The 21,589-nt window shown below is 71.7% G+C and carries 18 protein-coding genes; 9 read left to right on the plus strand and 9 right to left on the minus strand.

The features are described from left to right. Positions 1–43: 43 nt before the first annotated feature. Together UA74_RS24205 and UA74_RS24210 are read right to left on the minus strand one after the other, a co-directional pair. Complete coding sequence (locus UA74_RS24205; RefSeq protein ID WP_075766330.1) at positions 44–1,297, minus strand: Nramp family divalent metal transporter; 1,254 nt, start codon at positions 1,295–1,297, stop codon at positions 44–46. Between the two features lie 64 nt (positions 1,298–1,361). Next, positions 1,362–2,282, minus strand: a complete 921-nt coding sequence (locus UA74_RS24210) for a dihydrodipicolinate synthase family protein (RefSeq protein WP_075742304.1) — start codon at positions 2,280–2,282, stop codon at positions 1,362–1,364. Positions 2,283–2,612: 330 nt separating this feature from the next. Between UA74_RS24210 and UA74_RS24215 the strand changes: the two genes are divergently transcribed. Together UA74_RS24215 and UA74_RS24220 are read left to right on the plus strand one after the other, a co-directional pair. Then, entirely contained in the window at positions 2,613–3,665 is a 1,053-nt protein-coding gene (locus UA74_RS24215) for a LacI family DNA-binding transcriptional regulator (RefSeq protein ID WP_075765550.1), read from the plus strand. Positions 3,666–3,940: 275 nt separating this feature from the next. Then, positions 3,941–4,693 (plus strand): SDR family NAD(P)-dependent oxidoreductase, encoded by a 753-nt coding sequence (locus UA74_RS24220; RefSeq protein WP_075742306.1) that lies wholly within the window; start codon positions 3,941–3,943, stop codon positions 4,691–4,693. Between the two features lie 158 nt (positions 4,694–4,851). Here UA74_RS24220 and UA74_RS24225 read toward each other — a convergent pair whose 3' ends face one another. From UA74_RS24225 to UA74_RS24245, 5 genes are all read right to left on the minus strand, one after another. Further along, positions 4,852–5,676: a tryptophan-rich sensory protein gene (locus UA74_RS24225; RefSeq protein ID WP_232237409.1), complete on the minus strand. Its 825-nt coding sequence runs from the start codon at positions 5,674–5,676 to the stop codon at positions 4,852–4,854. Between the two features lie 60 nt (positions 5,677–5,736). Continuing rightward, entirely contained in the window at positions 5,737–6,714 is a 978-nt protein-coding gene (locus UA74_RS24230) for an SDR family NAD(P)-dependent oxidoreductase (RefSeq protein ID WP_075742307.1), read from the minus strand. Between the two features lie 209 nt (positions 6,715–6,923). After that, the gene (locus tag UA74_RS24235) at positions 6,924–7,325 is read right to left on the minus strand and encodes a VOC family protein (RefSeq protein ID WP_075744174.1); all 402 of its coding nucleotides are present in this window, start codon (positions 7,323–7,325) and stop codon (positions 6,924–6,926) included. 693 nt (positions 7,326–8,018) lie between these two features. After that, entirely contained in the window at positions 8,019–8,909 is an 891-nt protein-coding gene (locus UA74_RS24240; RefSeq protein WP_075742308.1) for an alpha/beta fold hydrolase, read from the minus strand. After that, positions 8,906–9,595: a TetR/AcrR family transcriptional regulator gene (locus tag UA74_RS24245; protein ID WP_075742309.1), complete on the minus strand. Its 690-nt coding sequence runs from the start codon at positions 9,593–9,595 to the stop codon at positions 8,906–8,908. Before UA74_RS24245 ends, UA74_RS24240 begins: the two co-directional genes overlap by 4 nt. A gap of 240 nt (positions 9,596–9,835) precedes the next feature. Between UA74_RS24245 and UA74_RS24250 the strand changes: the two genes are divergently transcribed. Together UA74_RS24250 and UA74_RS24255 are read left to right on the plus strand one after the other, a co-directional pair. Further along, positions 9,836–10,264, plus strand: coding sequence for a PPOX class F420-dependent oxidoreductase (locus UA74_RS24250; protein WP_075744175.1), 429 nt, complete (start codon positions 9,836–9,838; stop codon positions 10,262–10,264). A gap of 248 nt (positions 10,265–10,512) precedes the next feature. Next, positions 10,513–11,505, plus strand: a complete 993-nt coding sequence (locus UA74_RS24255) for a LacI family DNA-binding transcriptional regulator (protein WP_075744176.1) — start codon at positions 10,513–10,515, stop codon at positions 11,503–11,505. Positions 11,506–11,854: 349 nt separating this feature from the next. On the opposite strand, the gene UA74_RS24260 is transcribed toward UA74_RS24255, so the two are convergent. Next, a complete protein-coding gene (locus tag UA74_RS24260; protein ID WP_075742310.1) occupies positions 11,855–12,946 on the minus strand; it encodes a substrate-binding domain-containing protein in 1,092 nt (363 codons plus the stop codon). Next, positions 12,943–15,093 (minus strand): heparinase II/III domain-containing protein, encoded by a 2,151-nt coding sequence (locus UA74_RS33805; protein ID WP_232237413.1) that lies wholly within the window; start codon positions 15,091–15,093, stop codon positions 12,943–12,945. Before UA74_RS33805 ends, UA74_RS24260 begins: the two co-directional genes overlap by 4 nt. A 102-nt stretch (positions 15,094–15,195) precedes the next feature. On the opposite strand from UA74_RS33805, the gene UA74_RS24275 reads away from it, so the two are divergent. Genes UA74_RS24275 through UA74_RS24295 form a run of 5 tightly spaced genes read left to right on the plus strand, consistent with a single transcriptional unit; the run spans position 15,196 to position 21,353 of the window. Then, positions 15,196–16,521, plus strand: a complete 1,326-nt coding sequence (locus UA74_RS24275; protein WP_075742311.1) for an ABC transporter substrate-binding protein — start codon at positions 15,196–15,198, stop codon at positions 16,519–16,521. Next, positions 16,518–17,450, plus strand: coding sequence for a carbohydrate ABC transporter permease (locus tag UA74_RS24280; RefSeq protein WP_075742312.1), 933 nt, complete (start codon positions 16,518–16,520; stop codon positions 17,448–17,450). The genes UA74_RS24275 and UA74_RS24280 overlap by 4 nt, the downstream gene beginning before the upstream one ends. Further along, positions 17,447–18,301, plus strand: a complete 855-nt coding sequence (locus UA74_RS24285; protein ID WP_075742313.1) for a carbohydrate ABC transporter permease — start codon at positions 17,447–17,449, stop codon at positions 18,299–18,301. Before UA74_RS24280 ends, UA74_RS24285 begins: the two co-directional genes overlap by 4 nt. Beyond that, a complete protein-coding gene (locus UA74_RS24290; RefSeq protein WP_232237415.1) occupies positions 18,298–19,314 on the plus strand; it encodes a hydroxyacid dehydrogenase in 1,017 nt (338 codons plus the stop codon). Before UA74_RS24285 ends, UA74_RS24290 begins: the two co-directional genes overlap by 4 nt. After that, complete coding sequence (locus UA74_RS24295) at positions 19,311–21,353, plus strand: DUF2264 domain-containing protein (protein ID WP_075742314.1); 2,043 nt, start codon at positions 19,311–19,313, stop codon at positions 21,351–21,353. The genes UA74_RS24290 and UA74_RS24295 overlap by 4 nt, the downstream gene beginning before the upstream one ends. Positions 21,354–21,589 lie beyond the last annotated feature (236 nt).

The following is a 21,589-nucleotide window of genomic DNA, read 5'->3' on the forward strand; positions in this document are numbered from 1 at the left end:
CAGGCTCTGAGTGCGCCGCCCCGTGGATCGGCGGCCCCTCGGCTCAGCTGAACGTGGTGATCAGCCGCAGGCAGGTCGCCGCGATCGAGAGGAGACCGATCGTCGCGACGATGTTCTGCCACCACCGATTGCGCAGGTCGCCCATCAGTCGTCTGGTGTTGGCCAGCAGGAAGAGCAGCACGCCGAGGAACGGCGCGACCAGGACCGTCAGCGCCTGGGCCAGGATGATCAACTCGACCGGGGAGCCCTGCGCGAGCACCGCGACCAGGGCGCCGAAGGCGAGCACCACCAGGATCATGGCCCGCACTCGCCGGGACGAGAGTCGGTTGCCCCAGCCCAGTCCGTCGGAGAGCAGGGTGCCGCCCGCCGTTGCGTTGGCCACCATCGAGGAGAAGGCCGCGCCGAAGAAGCCGAGGGCGAAGATGATCCGGCCTGCCGGACCCGCGACCGGTTCGAGCACCTCCGCGAGTTGTTGCAGGGTCCCGCCGCTGCTCCCGCCCAGTGCCGCGGCACCCGCGACGATCACCAGGATCGTCATGATGCCGGGCGCGACGATGCCGGGGATGGTGTCCGAGATCGTCACGTCGCGGTACTGCGAGCGGGTCAGTCCGCGTTCCCGCGTGGCATAACCGGTGTAGAAGGCGGCGTTGATCGAGAAGTTGGTCCCGACCAGCGCGATGAGGAGCAGGCCTACGCCCGGCGGGAGGTTGGGAATGAAGCCTGCCGCCACGTCGCCCCAGTCGGGCCGGGTGAGGACCGCGCTGGCGATGAAGCCGACGGCCATCAGCACCACGATGGCGAGCAGCAGCCGTTCCACCACCGTGTAGAAGTCGCGCGCGAGCACGACGACCGCCACCACCACGGTGCAGACCAGGGTCCAGATCACCGGCGAACCGCCGAAGACCAGCGACAGACCGAGCCCCGACCCCACCGCGTTGCCCACGGAGAACATCAGGCTGATCCCGAAGACGCCGATCCCGGCCAGGACACCGGTCACCTTGCCGAGCACTCGTTTGACCGTCTCGACCATGGACTCGCCGGAGGACAGCGCGATCCGCACGCTCATGTCGGTGAACATGATCATGAGTGCCGTGGACACGACGATGACCCAGATCAGCCGATAGCCGAAGAGGCCGCCCGCCTGGACGGCCGAGGTGAGATTGCCTGGACCGAACTGCCAGGCGCCGACCACGAAGGCCGGGCCGATCAGTGCCAGTCGGCGCAGCAGCCGGGACCGGCGGTTGCCGCCTCCCGGCTCGGCCGCCGCGTCGGCCGTGGTGCGGGCGTCGTCGTGCATCGCGACACCTCCTTCATCTCCCGAGGCCACTCTGCGCTCGGAAGGTCGACGGGGCCTGCGAGAGTCAGATCAGGTCGGCGTGCTTCAGCGCGATGGTGATCTCGTCCGCCGCGGAGGCGACCAGGGGAAGCAGGGGCGACCGGACGGTGGCACTCGGCAGCACACCTCGTGCGACCAGGCCCAGCTTGAGTGCCACGGTGCCCTCCATGTGCGAGCCGCGGTGGTAGACGGCCTTGGTCAGCGGCAGCAGTTGGTCGTGGATGCGCCGCGCGGCGGGGTAGTCGCCTGCCATACCTGCCGCGATGAGCCGGACGAGCGGCTCGGGGGCGAGACTGCCGTACCCGACGAGGGCGCCGTCGACGTCGAACATCGTGTGCAGCAGATACTCGTCGTGGCAGGTGAGGATCTGCAGCTCGGGATTCTCCCGCCGGAGCACCGGGATCTCGGTGTCCCAGCGCCGCATGTTGCGCACCCCGTTCTTGGTGGCGAACACGCCGGGCTGCGCGGCGATCTCCAGCTGGGTCTCGAGGTCGTAGGAGGCCTTGGTGACGTCCGGGTACTGGAAGAGGATCAGCGGCAGACCCGACTCCTCGTGCAGCACGCGATAGCGCTCCTGGGGAGCGCCTGCCTGGAAGCCGAACCGCAGCCAGCCGTGTGAAGGATAGACCAACCCTGCCGACGCACCCGCCGCGACCGCACGCCTGGACTCCTCGACCGAGACGTGCGTGCCCTCGCCGGTGATGCCCGCGATGATCGGGATCGCCCCGTCCACCGCCGTCACCAGCGTGCGAATGACGGCCTGCTGCTCCGCCGAGGTCAGGTACGTGCCCTCGCCCGCGTGTCCGAGGCAGACCAGTCCCTTGACTCCCGCAACGCCCGCGAGCCATCGGCCCAGGTCGGCGAGGGCGGCGTGGTCGACGGCGCCGTCGGGTGTGAAGGGCGTGACGGGAGCGGGCACCAGGCCGCGAAGGTCGATCGAAGACATCCGTGATCCTTCCAATAACGATTGCGGGAACGTTCCCGTAGTGTGCGGCGTGTCGTGGCTCACGTCAAGGAGGTCCGGCTGGGCGAGGGCAGGCAGCGGCGTTGCCGGCCTTCAAGCGGTGCGTCGGCCCGACCGCTCACCGGACGCGTGCGCGAACGGCGCAGGCGGATCGGCGGCAGCAGGCGACGTGCGGCGCAGCCGGGCGGCTCGGCGCGAACGCGGCGGGCCCGGACGGCCCCTGCGACGCGCGGGGACAGGGCCGCACCGCGTGACGACGCCGAGCGTCGCGAGAGGCCTAGGCTACGGAGCAGTCGGGGAAGGGATCACACGATGGACGGCACCGCCGGGGCAGCGGGCGGCTCCTCGGGGCGGCCCGCGCGACCCGTCACGATCCACGACGTGGCACGAGCCGCAGGCGTGAGCACCTCGACGGTCTCCCGCGTACTCGACGAACGCCTGCCCCCCTCCCGCAGCGCCACCGCGCAGCGAGTCCGCGAGGCCGCCACCACCCTCGGCTACACCCGCGACGTCTACGCCGCCAGTCTGCGGCGACAGGGGACCAACACCATCGGCGTCCTCGTCCCCCGGCTCAGCGACACCGTCATGGCGATCCTGTACGAGGAGCTAGCGACGGCGTGCGAACAGCGCTCCCGATTCGCGGTCGTGGCCACCACCCAGGAGGACCGCGCGGCGGAACGCGCCGCCGCCGAGAGCCTGCTGCGCAGACGGGTCGACGGCCTGGTGATGACCACCGCCCGTTCCGACGACGACTTCCCCGCCGAGCTGCGGGCCAGGGGCGTGCCCCACGTGCTGGCGCTGCGCACCGACGGCGTCAGCGCCTCCTCGGTCGGGGACGACGAACTCGGCGGCTATCTCGCCACCCGGCATCTGCTGGACCTCGGACATCGACGTGTCGCGCTGGTCGCGGGTCCCGATTACGCCTCCAGCGCCCGCAATCGGCGGGCCGGGTACCACCGCGCCATGGCCGAGCAGGGCGTGGACGCCGGTCCCGAACTGGTCCGCGAGTCGGGTTTCAGCATCGACGCGGGCGAGGACACCGGTCACGCCCTGCTCACCCACGCACCGCGTCCCACCGCGATCTTTGCCGTCAACGACAACACCGCCATCGGCGTGATGGCCGCCGCCCACCGGCTGAACCTGCGCGTTCCCGAGGACCTCTCCGTCGTCGGATACAACGACATCCCGCTGGTCAGCAGGCTTCCCGTGCCGTTGACCAGCGTCAAGGTCCCGTTCCACCTCATCGCGGCCGAGGCGTTGAACCTGCTGCTCGCGCCCCCGCGCGCCGGGGAGCAGGCCGTCCACGTCTGCACGCCGACGCTGATCCCCCGCGCGTCCACCACGCGCCCGGCCGCCGGGACCTGAGCAGGCACGCTCGGGCCATACCGACCGCGAGAGCGCGAAATCCGCCTCGGAGGCCGGAGTCGCAGGCCGCACCCACGGCGGTGCCCCGCCGTTCCGCCGTGACTCCGGCAGGCGATTCATCTCGCCACGGAGTACGTCGACCCGAGAACTGACGGTCATCGACGCTAGGTTCGCCAGTGATCGGCGGACTTGCCGACAACCCGGGCTTCGCGTGTGCTCCGATCAGCGGCGAGCGGTGCCGGGGCCGGTTCTCGGATGTCGGATAGGGGCAGCAGATGTCGTTGTTGGAGAACAAGGTCGCCGTGGTCTACGGCGGCGGCGGAGCGATCGGCGGCGCGGTGGCACGCGCATTCGCTCGGAACGGCGCCCAGGTCTTCCTGGCCGGACGGACCGCCGACCCGATGGCGAAGGTCGTCGCCGACATCCGGACGGCAGGCGGCACGGCGGAGTCGGTCGAGATGGACGCGCTCGACGAGACCGCCGTCGACTCCTTCGTGGACAGCGTGGTCGCGCGGACGGGCCGGGTCGACGTCTCGTTCAATCTCATCGGTCTCGGCGACGTCCAGCAGCCCCTCACCGAGATCTCGGTGGACGACTTCCTCACGCCGATCAGCACGGCGATGCGGTCCCACTTCCTCACGACCAGGGCCGCCGCCCGCCACATGATCCCGCAGGGATCCGGCGTGGTCCTGGCCTTCGGCGGCTCCGGCCCCCAGACCCTGCCGGGCCTGGGCGGCTTCAAGATCGCGCTGGACGCGCTGGAGGGTCTCCGCAGGCAGTGGGCCTGCGAACTGGGCAGACACGGCATCCGCGTCGTCACCCTCACCACCGGCGGAGTGCCGGAGTCGATCCCAGTCGACTTCGCGGTGCGGGCGGAGATCACCGAGGGCATCGTCCAGTCCGGCCTGCTCGACCGGGCCGCGACGCTGTCCGACGTCGGCGAGGTCGCCGTCTTCGTGGCCTCGGACCGGGCCAGGACGATCACCTCCGCCGCCGTCAACATGTCCTGCGGGGCGATCGTGGACTGACGGGCTGCGCTGACGGTCCGGGCCGGGCGGGCCCGGGGCTCGACCAGGTGACGTGCCCGGCGCCGAGGCCCGGTCCTTCGAGGTCGGTCTCGCCGCCCGCACCGGCTCCAGACGGGCGAGGGCCTGGCCGGGCGCAGCACCCGACCTGCGAATCGTCCTCAGCCCCAGCCGATCCGCAGGCGCCGCCCGGCGGCCGCGCTGCCCTTGTACCGCACAGCGACCGCCGAGAGCGTCACGACGATGCCGACCAGCGCCGCGACCGCGACCAGCCCCGTCGACGTGGTGAGCACGATCCAGGCCAGCGCCCAGGTCACCGAGGCGACGAAGCCGAACACCGCGAAGGCGTTGATCACCACGAGCGTGACGACGGCGGTCGTCGCCAGGACAGCGGCCACGGCCACCGACGCCGTGAGCCCGGCGGACAGCCGAAGGCCCAGCGCCGTGACCGTGGTGGCGGCCCCCACCACCGTCGCCATCGTCACCCAGCCCGCGTAGAACGTCACCGGGGTGTACAGCAGCAGTCGGTCGCCCCAGTCGCGTGCCGGAGTCTCCGTGAGCCGGACCCACGCCATGATCAGGCAGATCAGCAGCGCCACGATCACGACCTCGGCGAACGCGATCCAGCGTTGACCGAACACGAGCACCCAGCCCGCGTTGAGCACGCCCGCTGCCACGAGCCACCAGCCCGCCCTGCGATACACCCGACGGCCGCGCTGGGCAGGCAGCGCGGCCCGCACGGCCAGCGCCAGGGTCGAGACGTAGATCAGCGACCAGATCGCGAAGGCGCCGCCGCCCGGCAGCAGCGGCGTGGGATACGAGTTCGCGACCGTGCCGATCTGCTCGCCCCACACCCCGATCCCGCCGACAGCCCCCGCCGCGACCTGCGCGACCATCGCGATCAGCAGTGCGACCGAGCGCACCGAGTCGGCCGGTCGTGGCGCGGCGCCGTCAGTGACGTCCGTGGTGCTCGTCTCACTCATCATCCGCTCCTGTCGATCGGCGGTCCGTCCCGACCGCGTGCTCGGCGGTCCGTCCGCTGGTGATCAGGGTTCGAGATCCACCGCCCGAGCGCAGAACTCCCACAGCGACTGCCGTTGCGCCGCCGTCTCCCTCGTCCACGGCAGCAGCGACACCGGACGGGCCCGCCGGTCATGCCAGAACCGGCCCAGGACCGGCCGTGGCTCCACCGCAGCCAGCCAGACCGTCGTGTCGGCGCCCTGCTCGGCGGTGCGCAGCACTCGCAGGGTGCGTCGGTGGAAGCCCGGCAGCGCCGAGGCGATGCCGGGGGTGTCCACCCAGCCCGGATGCATCGCATAGACCGCGATGCCGTCCGCCGACCATCGCCGAGCCAGCACGGGCAGCAGGGTCACCTGGATGCGCTTGCTGCGCGCGTAGGCGGCAGCTCCCCGATAACGGCCCCGGTTGTACTCCGGATCGACCACCGGCGACGGCTGCGCGTACATCCCGCCGGAGGACACCCAGATCACCCGGGCGGCCCCCGCCGCACGCAGTTCCGGACGCAGCGACTCGGTCATCAGCAGCGGTCCGAGGACGTGCGTGGCCAGTGTCAGCTCGTCACCACGCTCGGTGGTCCGCCGATGCTCCGGCAGTACGCCCGCGTTGTGCACCAGTATGTCGAGCGTCGACTCGGTCCGGCGGAACTCTTCGACGAAGCGTCGGACGTCGTCGAGGTCGGCCACGTCGCACCGCCAGACCCGCAGCCGGGCGGTCGGGTCGGCGGCGGCCAGGTCGGCACGGGTCCGCTCTCCCTTGGCCGGGTCGCGGACCAGCAGATGGACTCGCGCGCCGAGCCGGGTCAGCCCGGCGGCGGTGGCCTTGCCGAGCCCAGAGTTCGCCCCGGTGACGATCGCGGAGCGGCCCGCCAAGGCGTCCGGGGCCGGGTCGGGCTGCCAACCGGGCAGGCGACGGCGCAGTGCGAGGCCCCACCGGGGATAGCCGCCGAGCACGGTCCGATCCAGCAGTGTGTCCAGCAGCAGGCCGCTCCGTTCCGCCACGGTCATCTCGACAGCTCCCCTCGACGCACGTCCTCGGTCCCTTGCAGGCATTCCCGGCCGTCGGCCGCGTCCCGACCGAAGGCCCTATGAGGTTCGTACCCGGCGGCGGTCCGGTTCTCCCCTTTTCGGCGCGAGTTCCGGAGATCTCCGCCTGCTCGACCGATGTCGGGGACCGCGCGGAGGGCGAAATCGCAGCCGAGGAGCCGTTCGCGTCGCTACTGCGCCGCGCTCATGTCCATCCAGGTGACCTCCCACTGGTGACCGTCGAGGTCCTGGAAGCCGCGCAGATACATCGAGCCCTCATCCATCGTCTCGGTGTCGGACACCCCGCCTGCGGCCAGGGCCGCGTCGGCCAACCGGTCCACCGCGGCTCGGTCCTCGGCGCTCAACGCCAGGATCGTCTCGGTGCTTCGGGTGGCGTCCGCGACGGGCTTGGTGGTGAAGGTCGAGAAGAAGGGCTCGACGAGCAGCATCACGTAGATGGCGTCGCTGATCACCATGCAGGAGGCGTTCTCGTCGGAGAACTGCGGATTCCGGGTGAAGCCCAGCTCCTGATAGAACGTGGTCGCCCGCCCGAGATCCTTGACGGGCAGGTTCACGAAGATCATCGGGTTCATCGACCACTCATCTCTCTCGGGTAGCGGAATCGGGCGGACGAGGCCGGACGGGATCAGGGCATCGACCGGGACCGAGGCGAGCCTCGAAGCCACCCTGGCACCTCCCCACGCCGATCGGTCGCGACGCGCCCGCCCCGAAAGGAGTGCCTTTCCGGCCTGCCCTGCCCGATGCCGCAACACCGCGCAAGCCGTCGCGGGACGACCGCACGCCGCTTTCGCTCCTCGATGCGGCGGCCTGATCCGGCCGACGGGCCGCGCCTGCCCTCGTGCCCGACGACGCAGGCAGGATCATCCGGTCGATTCGCGCGGGCGGGCCGACTGGTCAGCCCCGGCCGTGCGCCTCATTCCCCGGCCGGTTCCCCGGTCGCGGTCCTCGTCGACCGGTCCGGTTCGTACGTGGGCGTTGGAGCGGCCGTCGACGTTGCGGGGAGTTGGCGGCCCGGAGGACTCGCAGCGCGCTCAGCGTGATCCAGCAGTGCTCATTCCGGTGCGCCTGCCGCCGAGCACGAGGCCCGGTCGACGGTCCACCCGCCGTCGTCACGTCGTCGGGCAGCGAGCCGGTCGGAGGTCCTGCTCGATCGCGGCGGCGGAGTAAGCGCTCGGGTGCGAGACCGATCTCCTCGATCGTGCGCGGCGGCCTCGAACCCGACCGTAACCGGTCTCGGTCTTCGACCGGTTGCGGTGGGGAGGCCGTCAGCCCGCCGCCTTGCCGTACTTCGCTCGGTCGGCGGCGAGGAAGTCGATGATCAGGCCGTTGACCCGCTCCGGCGACTGGCGATTGGACCAGTGACCATTGCCCGCCAGCATCTCCAGTCGCGCGCCCGGCACCTTGGCCGCCGCCGCCACCGTGTGCTTCGGCCGGATGCCCACGTCCTTGTCACCCTGGATGAAGAGCGTCGGGCAGGAGATCTCCGCCAGTCTCGGCCGCAGATCGAGCTTCATCTTCAGGAAGCCGATCGAGCCGTTCTGCCAGTCCGACGACCCGGCGCCGCCGTCGAGGACCAGCTGGTGGACCTCGTCGACGATCTCCTCGAAGTCGTCGACCGGGCCGGGGATCAGGGTGTTCCTGACCAGGGAGGCGACCGCCTTGCGTTTGCGGAACATCATCGTCGACAGGCCGTGGCTCAGCAGCGGCAGCTTGGCGATCAGCCACAACAGCTGGTGCACGCCGGGCGGGAAGGAGATGATGCCCCCCGGCGCGATGGGAACGATGTTGCGCACCCGCTCCGGGTGCTCGATGGCGTAGGCCAGGGTCATCCCGCCGCCCTGGGACATGCCGACGAGGTTCACCGTCTCCAGGCCGAAGTGATCGAGGACGCCGGTGATGCAGCGCAGCATCGTCGAGTGATCGGCGATTCCCGCCCAGTCCCGACTGCCGCCCTGCTTCGGCCAGTCCAGCGCGAACACCCGGTGCTCGGCGGCGAGCGCGGGGATGAGGTGTCGCCAGCTGAGCATCGCGTTGTCCAGGCCCGCGCCGCTCAACAACAGCACCGGCGGCCCGTGGTCGCCCGCCGTGATGACGCGGAGGCGGCCCTCCGGGAACTCGACGTAGGTGCTCTCGTACAGATCCTGCTGGTCGGTCATGCCGATCCTCTCTCTGGTGCCTGCAACTGGGTCGCCACCCGATCGAGCAGCCGGAGCTGCGCCGCCTGCGTCTCCTGCCGGTCCGCGTCCGCCTCGGACCGGTCCAGCCCCCGCTCGACCAGTTCGGTGATCACGTCCAGCGCGCCGTCGAGCTGCTTCTCGCTCAACCCGCCCATCAGCGGGCCGACGGACAGGAAGCCGACGGTCACGGCGCTCAGGGCGAGGGCGACGGCGTCGGAGTCGATGTCGGCGCGAATCGCGCCCGCCCGCTGGAGTTCGGCGAGGTACTCGGTGAGCCAGGCGAGACGCAGGGCGTAGCGGTCGTCGGTTCGATCGCGGGCGTAGGAACCGAGTACGTCGGAGGTGCCGTAGAGGAAGGCGTACACGAGCGGCTCGCCCCGCAGCGCCTGGATGCCGAACCGGTACACGGCCGCCAGTCCCATCGGCTCGGCGTCCTCCTCCACTCGAGCGCGCACGTCGGCGACGAGCCTGCCGACGCTGCGGACGAGCAGGGCGTCGAGCACCGCCTCCTTGCTCGGGTACTCCCGGTACACCGCTCCCTTCGCGATCCCGGCGCGCTCGGCGATGTCGGCGACCGTCGTGCGGTCGTAGCCACGCGTCCGGATCAGGTCCTCCGCGGTGTCGAGGATGACGGCGGAGCGATTCGGGATCAGCGGTCTCGGCATGGGCGCCCCCCTTCGTAGTGACCAGATTATCAGATTGGGTCACTACGAGGCGATCCTCCACATCTCCCCTGTTCAGAGACTCGGTTTTCGCCGTTGCGGCCTCGGGCACCCCTCCGGTGTGCGGGTGACAGCGCATCGGTGGCAGCCCCCGTCGACGGGCCGACGACCACCGCGACCGCACCCCGCGCACGCAACGACATCCGACGCCGGACACACCCGGCCAGCGACGAGGAGGCGGCGATGACCACGATGACCACTGCCGAGTACGAGAGCTTCATCCAGGACGGCACCCGCACGGCGAAGGTCGCCACGGTGCGTGCCGACGGACGCCCGCACGTCACGCCGGTGTGGTTCGTCCTAGACGGCTCGGACCTCGTGTTCACCACGAGTGCGCACTCCGCCAAGGGCCATGACCTGATCCGCACCGCACAGGCGGCCGTGTGTGTCGAGGACGACGACCCGCCGTTCTCCTTCGCCGTCGTGGAGGGCACCGTCGCGACCGAGGACGAGCCCGCCGACGTCCTGCACTGGTCGACGCGCAACGCCGCCCGCTACATGGGCGAGGAGCTGGCCGAGGAGTACGGGCGGCTCAATGCGGGCGAGGGCATGATGACGGTGCGTCTCACGCCCACCAAGATCATCGCGGAGAAGGACCTGACGAACGGCTGAGCCGCCCCGGGGCGCCCTGCGAGATACCCGGCCCGTCCTGGCTGATCGCAGCCGCCCTCCGCCGCCTCCGCCCGCACCCTGGGCAGGCGGCCACCCTGGGCAGGCGGCTTCCGACTCGAGCTCCGACAGGTTCTCGCCGTCGAGGCCCGCCGCTTACAGTGTTCGTCGGCGATGGCCGGACAGGTTCTTCGGCGGCAGCCGGATGGCGAGGGGGCAGGCGGTTGGTCGAGGGCGTACGACGGGTGTCGATGGCCGACGTCGCGCGGCTGGCGGGCGTGTCCTCGCAGACGGTGTCCAGGGTGTCCAACGGACATCCCAGCGTCATGGAGTCGACCCGGCGCCAGGTGGTGCTGGCGATGCAGGAGCTGGGCTACCGGCCCAACAGCGCGGCCCGTGCCCTCAAGCGCGGCGAGTTCCGCACGATCGGCGTCATCCTGTTCACCCTGTCCAGCACCGGCAACGTCCGCACGCTGGAGGCGATCTCCGTATCGGCCGCCAACGAGGGCTATGCCGTGACCCTGTTGCCGGTGAGCGTGCCGACGCAGGCGGGGATGCACGGTGCCTTCACCCGGCTCGGCGAGCTGGCGGTGGACGCGATCATCGTCATCATGGAGGTGCATCTGCTGGATGCGACGACGGTGGACCTGCCGCGCAACGTGCCGATCGTGGTCGCCCAGTCCGGTGAGGACGACCTCTACAGCATCGTCGACACCGATCAGGTCGGCGGCACCCGGGACGCGGTGCGGCACCTGCTCGACCTGGGACATCGCACCGTCTGGCATCTCGCGGGGCCGGACGAGTCCTTCGCGGCCCGGCGCAGGGCCGCCGCCTGGGAGCAGGTGCTGCGCGAGCAGGGGCGCGAGGTCCCGCCGCCGGTCCGAGGCGACTGGTCGGCCGACTCCGGCCACCGCGCGGGCCTGCTGCTCGCGGCGGAACCCGACTGCACGGCGATCTTCGCGGCCAACGACCAAATGGCCCTCGGCCTGCTCCGCGCCCTGCACGAGGCGGGCCGCGCGGTGCCTGCGGACGTCAGCGTCGTCGGCTTCGACGACATTCCGGACGCAGGCTCGTTCCTGCCGCCGCTGACCACGATCCACCAGGACTTCACCGAGGTCGGTCGTCGACTCGTCGCCGGAGTGCTGCATCAGATGCGCGGCGAGGCCGTCGAACGAGGCCGGACGCTGGTACCCACCCGTCTCGTACTACGCGAGAGCACCGCGCCGCCCCATGATCGGCGCTGATCGCGGCCAATCCGCAGCACGACACGCTCGAGGGCTGGACCGCCGCATCGGAATGGGCCGGTCACCGACAGCCGAGCACCCTCGCATCGGGACCTCCCTCGCATCGCGACATTTCGCGCGCCCCGACACCGCATACCGCCGTCAGTAAACATACCGATCGGTATACCTAGGAGAATGTCATGCGGGCCGTGCAGCTCGCCGGCTTCGGCGGGCCGGATCGATTCGTCTACCGCGACGACGTCGCCGACCCGGTGGCAGGCCCCGGCGAAATCCGCGTCGACGTCGGCGCTGCCGCGATCGACATAAGCGACACCGGCGGAGACGACGAGCCCGCGACGAGCGCACGTCGTCAGAAGGCCAGTCCCCCGCAGGATTCCCGGACCTCCAGCGTCGGCCACAGCTCGACCCGATGGACCGGGCGCATCCCGCCCTCAGCCGCGCGGGCCAGCGCCAGCTCGGCAGCGAGGCGACCGAGCCGATGCTTCTGCGGCCGGACGGCCGTCAGCGGTGGATCGGACGCGGCGGCGACCTCGTCGTCATAGGACACCACCGCGAGGTCGCCCGGCACGTCGATCCCCAGGTCACGGGCGCGTTCCAGCATCCCGACGGCCTCCCGATCGGAGTGCACCAGCATGGCGCGGACGCCGTCCCGTCGACAACTGAGCAGCACGTCGTCGTAGGTGGCTGGCCAGCCTGCCGTGCCGTAGGCGGGGACCTCGACGTCGATCCGGTCGGACCTCGGCAGCCCGAGTTCGGCCGTGGTGTCCCGCCAGCCGGTGCGCAGGGCTCGGCTGGTGGGGCTGGATCGCGAGGTCACCAGCGCCACGGATCGGTGCCCCAGCGTGACGAGATGCCGGACGGCGAGCCCGGCGCCCATGGCGTGCGCGGTGGTGGCGGCGTCGAGCGCCAGCATCGGCAGTTCCGGCGGGGGACGACGCTCGACGAGCACGACCGATGCGGCCAGTCCGCCCAGCCAGCGCAGCAGTTCGCGCCCCGCGTCGCCGGAGACGACCGGGGCGACCAGCAGGGTCTTCACTCCCCGATCGAGGAGATCGTTGATCTGTCGGCGGTCCTCGCCGGGCTGGTAGTGGGTCACGCGCATCACGAGGCGACCGTCGGCGGCGGCAACGGCGGCCTGCGCACCTTGGATGACGTGCGGCCAGTAGTACTCCACCGAGGGAACGACCATGCCGACGGCGGTGCGCAGCACCGTCGCGCCGAAGACGGAGCCGCGCGGCCCGGCGTCCTGGGCGCCGCGCCGAGGCAGGGTGATCCCGCCGTGCACTCGGACCACCAGCCCGCGATCGGCCAGGGCCGTGACGTCGCGCCGCACGGTGACGGCGGAGACGCGCAGCAGCGTCACCAGCTCGGAGAGCCGGGCGCCGCCGCAGCGGCGGACGAACGCGAGGATGGCGTCCTGTCGCTGAGCTGCCAGGGTCACGGCGCGGCCTCCAGTCGAACGCGGGCGGCGGTCACCGTCGGGGAGACGGCGGCGAGGGTGAGCCTGGTGAGCTGCGCACCCCAGGAGCCGCGCAGCAGCGGATCGGTCAGTGGACGGTGTTCGAGTTCGGCGACGAGCGAGGTCGGGTCCCAGCTCACCAGCAGCGACCGCCCCGAGGCCGGGGTCACGAGTGCCCGCCCGGAGGCCAGTTCGACGGTGCCGGTGAGGACATGTCGCACGAGCACCGGCGTCGCGTCGCCGCGAGCCCGGGAATCGCCGAGAGCCCAGGAGTCGTCGATGAGGACGTGGGCCGGTTCCCATTCGGCGGCCCGGACCAGCCGCACGGTCCGCGACCACCGGGTGAGCAGGCCTGCGGGATAGGCGTCGGTCAGCTCGGCGTGCAGCGCGGTGGTCTGGTCGGCCTGCTCGACGGAGACCTCGCGCGCGGCGTGGGCGGCCCCGGGCAGCTGGCCCGCACCGGGCTCGGGGACGTTGTGCCATTCACTGCGCAGCGGCCAGGCCGCGTAGCGGTCCGCACCGAAGCTGCCCGAGGTGTAGGTGGGCTGGCCGACATCCACGACCAGCGGTGTTCCGTCGAGCGCGACCCAGTAGGAGCCGACGTCGAGGTGGTTGTGTCGTTCGCCGTTGTGGCCCGCCTTCGCGGCCAGGGTGAGGCCGTGTGTGGTGCCCGCCGTCTCGCGGGCGACGAGCACCTGCACGCGGGGCAGCCAGCCATCGCGGCTCAGCCAGGAGCCCTGCTCCTCGTCGGCGGCGGCGGCCGGAGCGGTGGGCCGCTCGGCGCCGACGGACGGGCCGCCGGGCGCGGCGCGGCAGGCAGCGGACCGCTCGACGTCGGGGCCGGCCGACTCGACGTCGGCACGGTCCACGCCGGACCGAACCGACCCGGCCCGTCCTGCGGCGGCACGGGCGGCCGTGTGGGCAGCACGCCAGTCCGCATCGACGAGCCCGGTCAGCGCGCTGCCGAGCCCGGACTCCGGCCGGACCGCGAACGGGTCCCGCCCGCCTCGGGCGGCCGCATGCTCGCAGACGGCCTGCTCGGACAGTGCCCGTCCCCAGCGATGAGCGACGTGCCAGGGCTGGGCGCCGGACAGCCGGGCCGGGCCGTCGCCCGCGTTGACGTACCAGAGCCCGCCGAGATGCATGCGGTGCGGAAAGCGGGCCAGGCTCGCGAAGATCGGCAGTCCCCTGGCGTCCAGCGCCGGACCGCCCACCGTGGCGAGCAGGTCGAGCGACTCCCACAGCCGCCCCGCGCCGTGCCACCAGTACGCCACGCCCTCGTCGATCCCGCCGTCGTCCGGCAGCGCGGCGAGGAACCGATCGAGTCCGGCAGGCACCAGCCGGATCACGGCGGCCTGCTCGGCGGGATCGTCGAGCAGCGCCAGTGCGGCGATCAGCACGGCACTGTGAATCCACGGGTTCCAGTTGTCGGCGGGCCGGTCCAGCCCCAGCCAGGGCCAGTCCCGCCGGGTGGTGAACGGCGTGAGGAGCCGAGCCCGCACCTCGCGTCGAATCCGGCGGCGCAGGCCGGGCACGCGGCGGTCCAGGTGCGGACCGAGAACGTGATCCGCCCAGGCCAGCAGGCCGCCGACCTCGGCGGCACCGAGGTCGAGATAGGGGTCGTCCGGATCGGGCAGCACCTCGCGACGCGCTGCGGTGTGCGAGTCATGGGGCGCCCAGCACCACGTGCTCATCTCGCACAGGGCCACGATTCCGTCCGCTGCGGCGTCGAGATCGGGCACGACGCCGGGCGGCGCATCGGCCTCGGCGTGTTCGCCGGACAGCACTGCGGCGAGGACGAACCCGGCGGTGCGCGTCCGGAGCAGACGCGCGGCGTCCTCGTGCGCGGTGCGGTTGCCGTCGCGGAAGGCACGGGCCCAGTCCGAGGCATGCAGCGGCGGCGCGGAGCGGGCTCGCTGCTCCGCCGCGAGCCGAAGCAGCCCGTCCCGAGTCCGCGGATCGACCGCGTCCCAGACGCTGCGATCGGTCACCGGAGGAACGGGCAGCCGAGTCCTGGCATCACGCAGAGCGAGCACGACAGGATCGGGGTCACCGGGCTCCCGCATGCCTCCGTCACCGAGAATCGCCTGCTCTCCGGCGAGCAGGCCTGCGAGAAGACCGTCTGCCACTTTCGCTCCTGATCGATTGTGATCGGTTCTGGCCACAATGATTGACCACGAACGATTTCACACGATGGAGTGACGCAGGTAACTGCCAGAAGGGAATCAGCAATGGGGCTTGATACCGGCTGGTCGCGCCGCGCCTTCCTCCGCGCCTCGGCCTGCACCGCCGTCGCCGTCTCGGGCGGGTCACTGCTCGCGGGCTGCGCCACCTCGACGAGCGCGCCGCCCGGAGCCACCACGGTCCGGCTGTGGTCCTGGTTGACCGGGATGGATCGCTATGTCGCGGCGTTCAACGCGTCCCAGCGCGAGGTCCACGTGGAGCTGAGTGTGCTGGCCGCCGGGCTCTCCGGCGGCTATGCGCAGCAGACGAACGCGATCCGCGCACACAACGCGCCCGACATCATGCACGTCGAGTACCAGGGTCTGATCCAGATCCTCGCCACGGGCGGCCTGCGCGACATCACCGAGGAGACCGCCGATCTGGCCGACGGCTACTCGCCTGCCGCCTGGCAGGCCGTGCGGCCGGACGGTCGTACCTGGGCGGTGCCGATGGACATGGCGCCGATGGCCTTCTACTACCGCAAAGACCTCTTCGACGAGGCCGGGCTTCCCGTGCCGCGCACCTGGGAGGAGTTCCGCGGAGCCGCCGAGACGATCCGCACGCTGGACTCCGACGCGCGCATCACGACGTTCCCGCTGAACGACGGCTCCTTCTTCGCGGGGATGTCCTGGCAGGCGGGCGACCCGTGGTGGGAGATCGACGGAGACACCTGGGTGGTCGACGTCGCGGGCGAGGGCACGCTGCGCACCGGCGAGTACTGGCAGGACCTGATCAGCGCCGACCTGGTGGGCAGCGGATCGACCGGCACCCAGGACTGGATCGCCGCCATGCACGACGGGCGGCTGTGGGGGCTGCTCGGCGCCTCGTGGAGCGTCGGGACGCTGCAGAAGTCGATTCCCGACGACCGAGGCCGCTGGGCCGTGACCACCATGCCCACCTGGGGCGGCGAGCCCGCCAACGGGATTCAAGGCGGCACGGCGTTCGGCGTCTCACGGGAGAGCGAGGTGCCGGAGGCGGCGCTGACATTCCTGCGGTGGCTGAGCACCGATCCCGAGGTGCCGCGCATCGGCTCCGAGTTCACCTCGCCGTTCCCCGCCTACCTGCCCAACCGGGAGGTGGCGCGCGGGCTGGCCCCGAGCGACTACTTCGTCGGCGATCCGGTCTACGACGTGCTGGACGAGGCCGACTCCCGAGTGCCGGACTGGACATGGGGCCCCAATGCCCTCGGTCTCTTCTCGACGGTCGCCGACGCCTTCGGCGGCGTCACCGGCGGGCGCACCACCATTCCGGAGGCGCTGGCGGGCGTACAGGCCGCCGCCGTGGCGGGAATGCGCGACCGGGGCCTGTCGGTGCGCGAGCGGAGGCAGTCATGACCGTCGTCGCGCCGTCCGGCGAGCCCACCGCGTCGAAGAGGTCGACGGGACCGCAACCGCGACGCCGAGGCAGGCTGCGCCTGGCACCGCTGGTGCTGGCGGCGCCGTTCGCGCTGCTGCTGACGGGCACGGTCCTCGTCCCGATCGGCTATGCCCTCTACCTGAGCCTGTTCACCGAACGACTCACCGGCCTCGGCTTCGCCGGGCCGCAGGAGGTCTTCGTCTGGCTGGCCAACTACGCCGAGGTGCTCGGCGATCCCGCCTTCCTGACGAGTCTGGTCAACGTGGCGGTCTACGCCCTGGTCCACGTCCCGCTGATGCTGGGCTGCGCACTGGTGCTGGCCCTGCTGCTGGACGGCGCGGTGAAGCGCCTTCGCCAGATGTGGTCGCTGATGGTGTTCCTGCCGTACGCCGTGCCCGGCGTGATCGCGGGCCTGATCTGGTCCTACCTGTTCAGCCCCGGCATCGGACCGCTCAACGACGTGCTGCCGTGGAATCCCCTCGGCGCCGACGGCGTGCTGCCCTCGATCGTCGTGATGGCCACCTGGCAGTGGATGGGCTACAACATGATCATCTTCTACACGGCGTTGCGGACCGTGCCGCGCGACGTGCTGGAGGCGGCCAAGGTCGACGGCGCCGGGCCGATCCGCACCGCACTGTCGATCAAAGTGCCGATGATCCGGCCGACGATCTTCGTGGCGCTGGTCTTCACCGTCATCGGCTCCCTCCAGCTGTTCACCGAGCCGCTCATCCTCAGCTCGTTTACCAACTCCGTGACCAGCACCTGGACCCCGAGCCTCTACGTGTACGAGGCGGCGTTCATCACCAACGACTACGGCCGGGCCGCCGCAGCCTCCCTCGTGCTGGCCATCGCCTCGGCAGTGTTGTCGGCGCTGGTCATGCGACTGTCCACCCGGAGGGCTCGATGACCACGACCAGACCGACCTCCCGCTGGACCTCGCGGGGCGCCGTCCACGCGCTGCTGCTGCTGGCCGCCCTCTACAGCGTGCTGCCGCTGATCTGGCTGCTGACCTCGGCCACGAAGAACGTCGGCGACTTCTCCACGACCGGCGCGTTCGAGCTGGGCGAGTGGAATCTCATGGGCAACATGCGCGACCTGTTCGCCGAGGAGAACGGCATCTTCCTCGACTGGGCTCGCAACTCCCTGCTGTACGCGGGAGCAGGCGCGCTGCTGGGCGCGCTGATCTGCACGGCCTGCGGATACGCCATCGCCCGGCTGGACTTCCCCGGCCGCAGGCTGCTGTTCGCCGTCACGCTGGCGGGCGTCCTGGTCCCCACCACCGCACTGGCCCTCCCGCTCTATCTGCTGGCCACGGAACTGCGCATCGTCGACACGTTCTGGGCGGTGTTCATCCCGCTGCTGACCAACCCCTTCGGCGTCTATCTCGCGCGCGCCTATGCCGAGGCAGCCGTGCCGAACGAGCTGCTGGAGGCCGCACGCATCGACGGCGCGGGCGAACTGCGGACCTTCGTCACCGTCGCGCTGCCGCTGCTGCGGCCCGGCGTGGTCACCATCCTGCTGTTCCAGTTCGTCGGCATCTGGAACAACTTCTTCCTGCCCCTGGTCATGCTCACCGATCCGAAGCTGTTCCCCGTCACCCTCGGCCTCTTCCAATGGAGTTCCCGCGTGTCGCAGTTCCCGTACTACAACCCGCTGGTCATCACCGGGTCCCTGCTGGCCGTGGTGCCGCTGGTGCTCGCGTTCGTCGTCCTGCAACGACAGTGGCGGTCCGGCCTGGCCGCCGGGAGCGTGAAGTGACGCCGCACCGGCCGGAGACGATGCTGGTGATGGGCGCCGAGGCGTTCGCAGCCCAGTTCGGCCCCGCCGAGCACGACCGCCTGCGGACGCTGGCGAGCCTCGGCGATCCGGTGCACACCGAGGAGCTGACCTCCCCGGCGGCGCGGCGCAGGCTCGCCGAGGTCGAGGTGCTGATCACCTCCTGGGGAGCCCCGCCGCTGGACGCGGAGGTGCTGCGGGCAGCGCCCGGTCTGCGGGCCGTCCTGCACGCGGCGGGCAGCGTCCGAGGTCACGTCGGCGATGAGGTCTTCGATCGGGACATCCTGGTGACCACGGCCGCGGCGGCCAACGCCGAGCCGGTCGCCCAGTTCACCCTGGCCTCGGTGCTGTGGGCGTTCAAGAAGGTGCCGTTCCTGGCGGCCGACGCCCGCGTGCACCGAGCCGACTGGAGCTACCGAGACGGGCGCGGGCCGCTCTCCGGCCGCGACCGCACGGTGGTCGTCCTCGGCTACTCACGCGTGGGACGCCGCGTCGTCGACCTGCTCGTGTCGCTGGCGGTGGCACGGGTCCTGGTGGTGGACCCGGTCGTCGATCCCGCCGTGATCACCGCCGCCGGAGCCGAGCCCGTGAGCCTGGCCGAGGCACTGCCGCAGGCGGACGTGCTGAGCCTGCACGCCCCGTCACTCCCCGAGACCCGACATCTCATCGGCGCCGCCGAGCTGGCCGCCCTGCCCCCGGGATCGGTGCTGATCAACACGGCTCGGGGCGCGCTGGTCGACACCGCCGCGCTCACCTCGGCCTGTCAGCGGGACGGGCTGCACGCGATCCTGGACGTCACCGAGCCGGAGCCGCTGCCCGCCGACTCCCCGCTGTACGACCTGCCGAACGTGGTGATCACCCCGCACATCGCGGGCTCGCTCGACTCCGAGACCCGCAGACTCACGGCGGCGGCCCTGACCGAGCTGGAACGCCTCGGCGCCGGTCTGCCCGCCCTGGACGAGGTCACCCGAGAGACCAGGGCGGCGCAGGCATGACACCACCGACGGATCATCGGCTCTCCCCGTACACCGGCTGGACCAGGACGCACTGGGCCGACCTCGCCGACTCGATGCTGGCGGCGGTGCAGCGGCACCGCTCGCCCCTGGGCGCCCGCTACGACCTGCCGGGTCCCGCCAGCCGCAACGGCCGGGTCTCCGACGGCTTGGAAGGCTTCGCCAGGACCTTCCTGCTGGCGGGCTTCCGCATCGCGGGCGAGCGCGGCGCCGACCCGACGGGCCTGCTGGACCGCTATGCCGAGGGGCTGCGGGCGGGCACTGATCCCGCCTCTCCGGAGTACTGGCCGCGCCCGGACGAACTCGGGCAGGCCAAGGTCGAGGCCGCCTCCCTCGCGCTGATCCTTCAACTCACCCGGCCCTGGTTGTGGGACCGACTGGACGACGGCGTGCGAGAGCGGACGCTGGACTGGCTGGCCGGGGTGGTCGGACAGCCGTATCCCCCGATCAACTGGGTGTGGTTCCGGATCATCGTCGAGTCGTTCCTGCGCGAGGCGGGCGGCGCGTGGTCGGCCGAGGATGTCGAAGGGGACCTCGCGGTGCACGCCGCCCTGCGCAGACCCGGCGGCTGGTTGTCCGACGGCGCGGACGAGCGGGCCTACGACCACTACACGGGCTGGGCGCTGCACGTCTACCCGCTGCTGTGGACCGAGTGGTTCGACGTGACGGGCTCGTTGTGCCCGCCGGAGCTGCGCGCTCAGTGGGCCGAGGACCTGTCCCGCTATCTGGCCGACGCCCTGGTGCTCACCGGGTCGGACGGATCGCCGCTGATGCAGGGCCGCAGCCTGATCTATCGCTTCGCCGCCGCCGCGCCGCTGTGGACCGGCGCGATCACCGGCGTGGGCGGGCTACCGCCCGGACAGGTGAGGCGGGCGGCGAGCGGCATCATCGCCCATTTCCTCGACCGAGGCGCCCGCGACGACGACGGTCTGCTGACGCTCGGCTGGCACGGGCCGTGGCCCGCGATGCGGCAGGACTACTCCGGCCCCGCCTCGCCGTACTGGGCGGCCAAGGGAATGCTCGGCCTGGCCCTGCCCGCCGACCATCCGGTGTGGACGAATCGTGAGGTCGGCCTGCCGGTGGAGACCGAGGACGTGTCTCGGGTGATCGCCGCGCCCGGCTGGCTGGTCTCCGCTCGCCGCCGCGACGGCATCGCCGTGGTGCTCAATCACGGCACGGATCACGCCCGGCCCGGTGCGCAGATCACCGACTCGCCGCTGTACGCCCGTCTCGGTTACTCCACCGCCACCGTGCCGCCGCTGGTCGGGCCGAGCGTGACCGATCCGCTGGACAACGCCGTGGTGCTCCTCGACCACGAGGGGCGGGCGACGCACCGCAGCGGCTTCACCACCCTCGTCACCCGCCGCGAGCCGGACGGGGTGCTCGTCGGAGCCTCGACGGGCCGGGTGAACTGGGTCGACGCGGGTTCGGACGCCTCGGCCGACCATGGCTCCGGGCGCACCGGGACGGTCACCGAGGGGCCGGTGATCACCGTGGCCTCGGTGGTCCGCGACGGCGTCGAGGTGCGCATCGCGCGGGTCGGCCCGCACCTCGACACGGCGCGGGCCCACACCCTGCGACTGGGCGGCTGGCCGGTGTCGGCGGCGGCGGAGCCGCGCGTCGGGCCCGGCGCCCACGCGTCCATCGCGGGACTGCGCTCGTCGCTGCGGGCGGCGCGGGTGGAGGTGATGACGACGGCGCCCGGTGTCGCGCGCGGACGGTCCCTCCCCGTCACGGCCGAGGACGTCGCACTGGACCGAGACGTGAGCCCGCTGGGAGTCTGGACGGCGATTCCGTGGCTCGCCTTCGACGTCTCGTCCGCCGCCGACGGACGCGCCGAGCCAGGCCCCACGGCCGATCCCGATCACGCCGTCGTGGTGGCCGTGGTGGTGCGCCTGGACGACGGCACCGAGGAACTCGGCCCCGACCCGACCGTGACGGTCGCAGGCACGACGGTCGTCGTCCGCTGGCCCGACGAGGTGGAGACCGAAGTCGAGCTGACCCCGCAGGCAGGCGGCTGACCCGTCCCCGTCCGGCGGCGACGAAGTAGGGCGGCGACGCCGAACGGGGCCGTCCAGGGCACGGGTGGGTCGGCCTTGCGCCACGGACGGGGCCCCCGCGATGCCGCCGAGCAGGCAGGCACACCAGCCAGGCCCGCTCAGACGGAGCCGCCCGACGCCGGTAGGCGGACAGCCGACGGCTCGCCGAGGATTCGGCGACGAACAGGCGGGCACCGCTCCCCCACGGGGCTCGGTGC

This window comes from Actinoalloteichus fjordicus (assembly GCF_001941625.1).
Classification (GTDB): Bacteria; Actinomycetota; Actinomycetes; order Mycobacteriales; family Pseudonocardiaceae; genus Actinoalloteichus_A; species Actinoalloteichus_A fjordicus.

What these genes read in the sequence shown, in the direction of transcription:
- UA74_RS24210 (WP_075742304.1), bottom strand. Translation starts at nt 2,282, where the DNA reads ATGTCTTCGATCGACCTTCGCGGCCTGGTGCCCGCTCCCGTCACGCCC.
- UA74_RS24205 (WP_075766330.1), bottom strand. Translation starts at nt 1,297, where the DNA reads ATGCACGACGACGCCCGCACCACGGCCGACGCGGCGGCCGAGCCGGGA.
- UA74_RS24280 (WP_075742312.1), top strand. Translation starts at nt 16,518, where the DNA reads ATGACCGTCGTCGCGCCGTCCGGCGAGCCCACCGCGTCGAAGAGGTCG.
- UA74_RS24220 (WP_075742306.1), top strand. Translation starts at nt 3,941, where the DNA reads ATGTCGTTGTTGGAGAACAAGGTCGCCGTGGTCTACGGCGGCGGCGGA.
- UA74_RS24235 (WP_075744174.1), bottom strand. Translation starts at nt 7,325, where the DNA reads ATGAACCCGATGATCTTCGTGAACCTGCCCGTCAAGGATCTCGGGCGG.
- UA74_RS24285 (WP_075742313.1), top strand. Translation starts at nt 17,447, where the DNA reads ATGACCACGACCAGACCGACCTCCCGCTGGACCTCGCGGGGCGCCGTC.
- UA74_RS24275 (WP_075742311.1), top strand. Translation starts at nt 15,196, where the DNA reads ATGGGGCTTGATACCGGCTGGTCGCGCCGCGCCTTCCTCCGCGCCTCG.
- UA74_RS24295 (WP_075742314.1), top strand. Translation starts at nt 19,311, where the DNA reads ATGACACCACCGACGGATCATCGGCTCTCCCCGTACACCGGCTGGACC.
- UA74_RS24250 (WP_075744175.1), top strand. Translation starts at nt 9,836, where the DNA reads ATGACCACGATGACCACTGCCGAGTACGAGAGCTTCATCCAGGACGGC.
- UA74_RS24240 (WP_075742308.1), bottom strand. Translation starts at nt 8,909, where the DNA reads ATGACCGACCAGCAGGATCTGTACGAGAGCACCTACGTCGAGTTCCCG.
- UA74_RS24245 (WP_075742309.1), bottom strand. Translation starts at nt 9,595, where the DNA reads ATGCCGAGACCGCTGATCCCGAATCGCTCCGCCGTCATCCTCGACACC.
- UA74_RS24230 (WP_075742307.1), bottom strand. Translation starts at nt 6,714, where the DNA reads ATGACCGTGGCGGAACGGAGCGGCCTGCTGCTGGACACACTGCTGGAT.
- UA74_RS24225 (WP_232237409.1), bottom strand. Translation starts at nt 5,676, where the DNA reads ATGATGAGTGAGACGAGCACCACGGACGTCACTGACGGCGCCGCGCCA.
- UA74_RS24255 (WP_075744176.1), top strand. Translation starts at nt 10,513, where the DNA reads ATGGCCGACGTCGCGCGGCTGGCGGGCGTGTCCTCGCAGACGGTGTCC.
- UA74_RS24215 (WP_075765550.1), top strand. Translation starts at nt 2,613, where the DNA reads ATGGACGGCACCGCCGGGGCAGCGGGCGGCTCCTCGGGGCGGCCCGCG.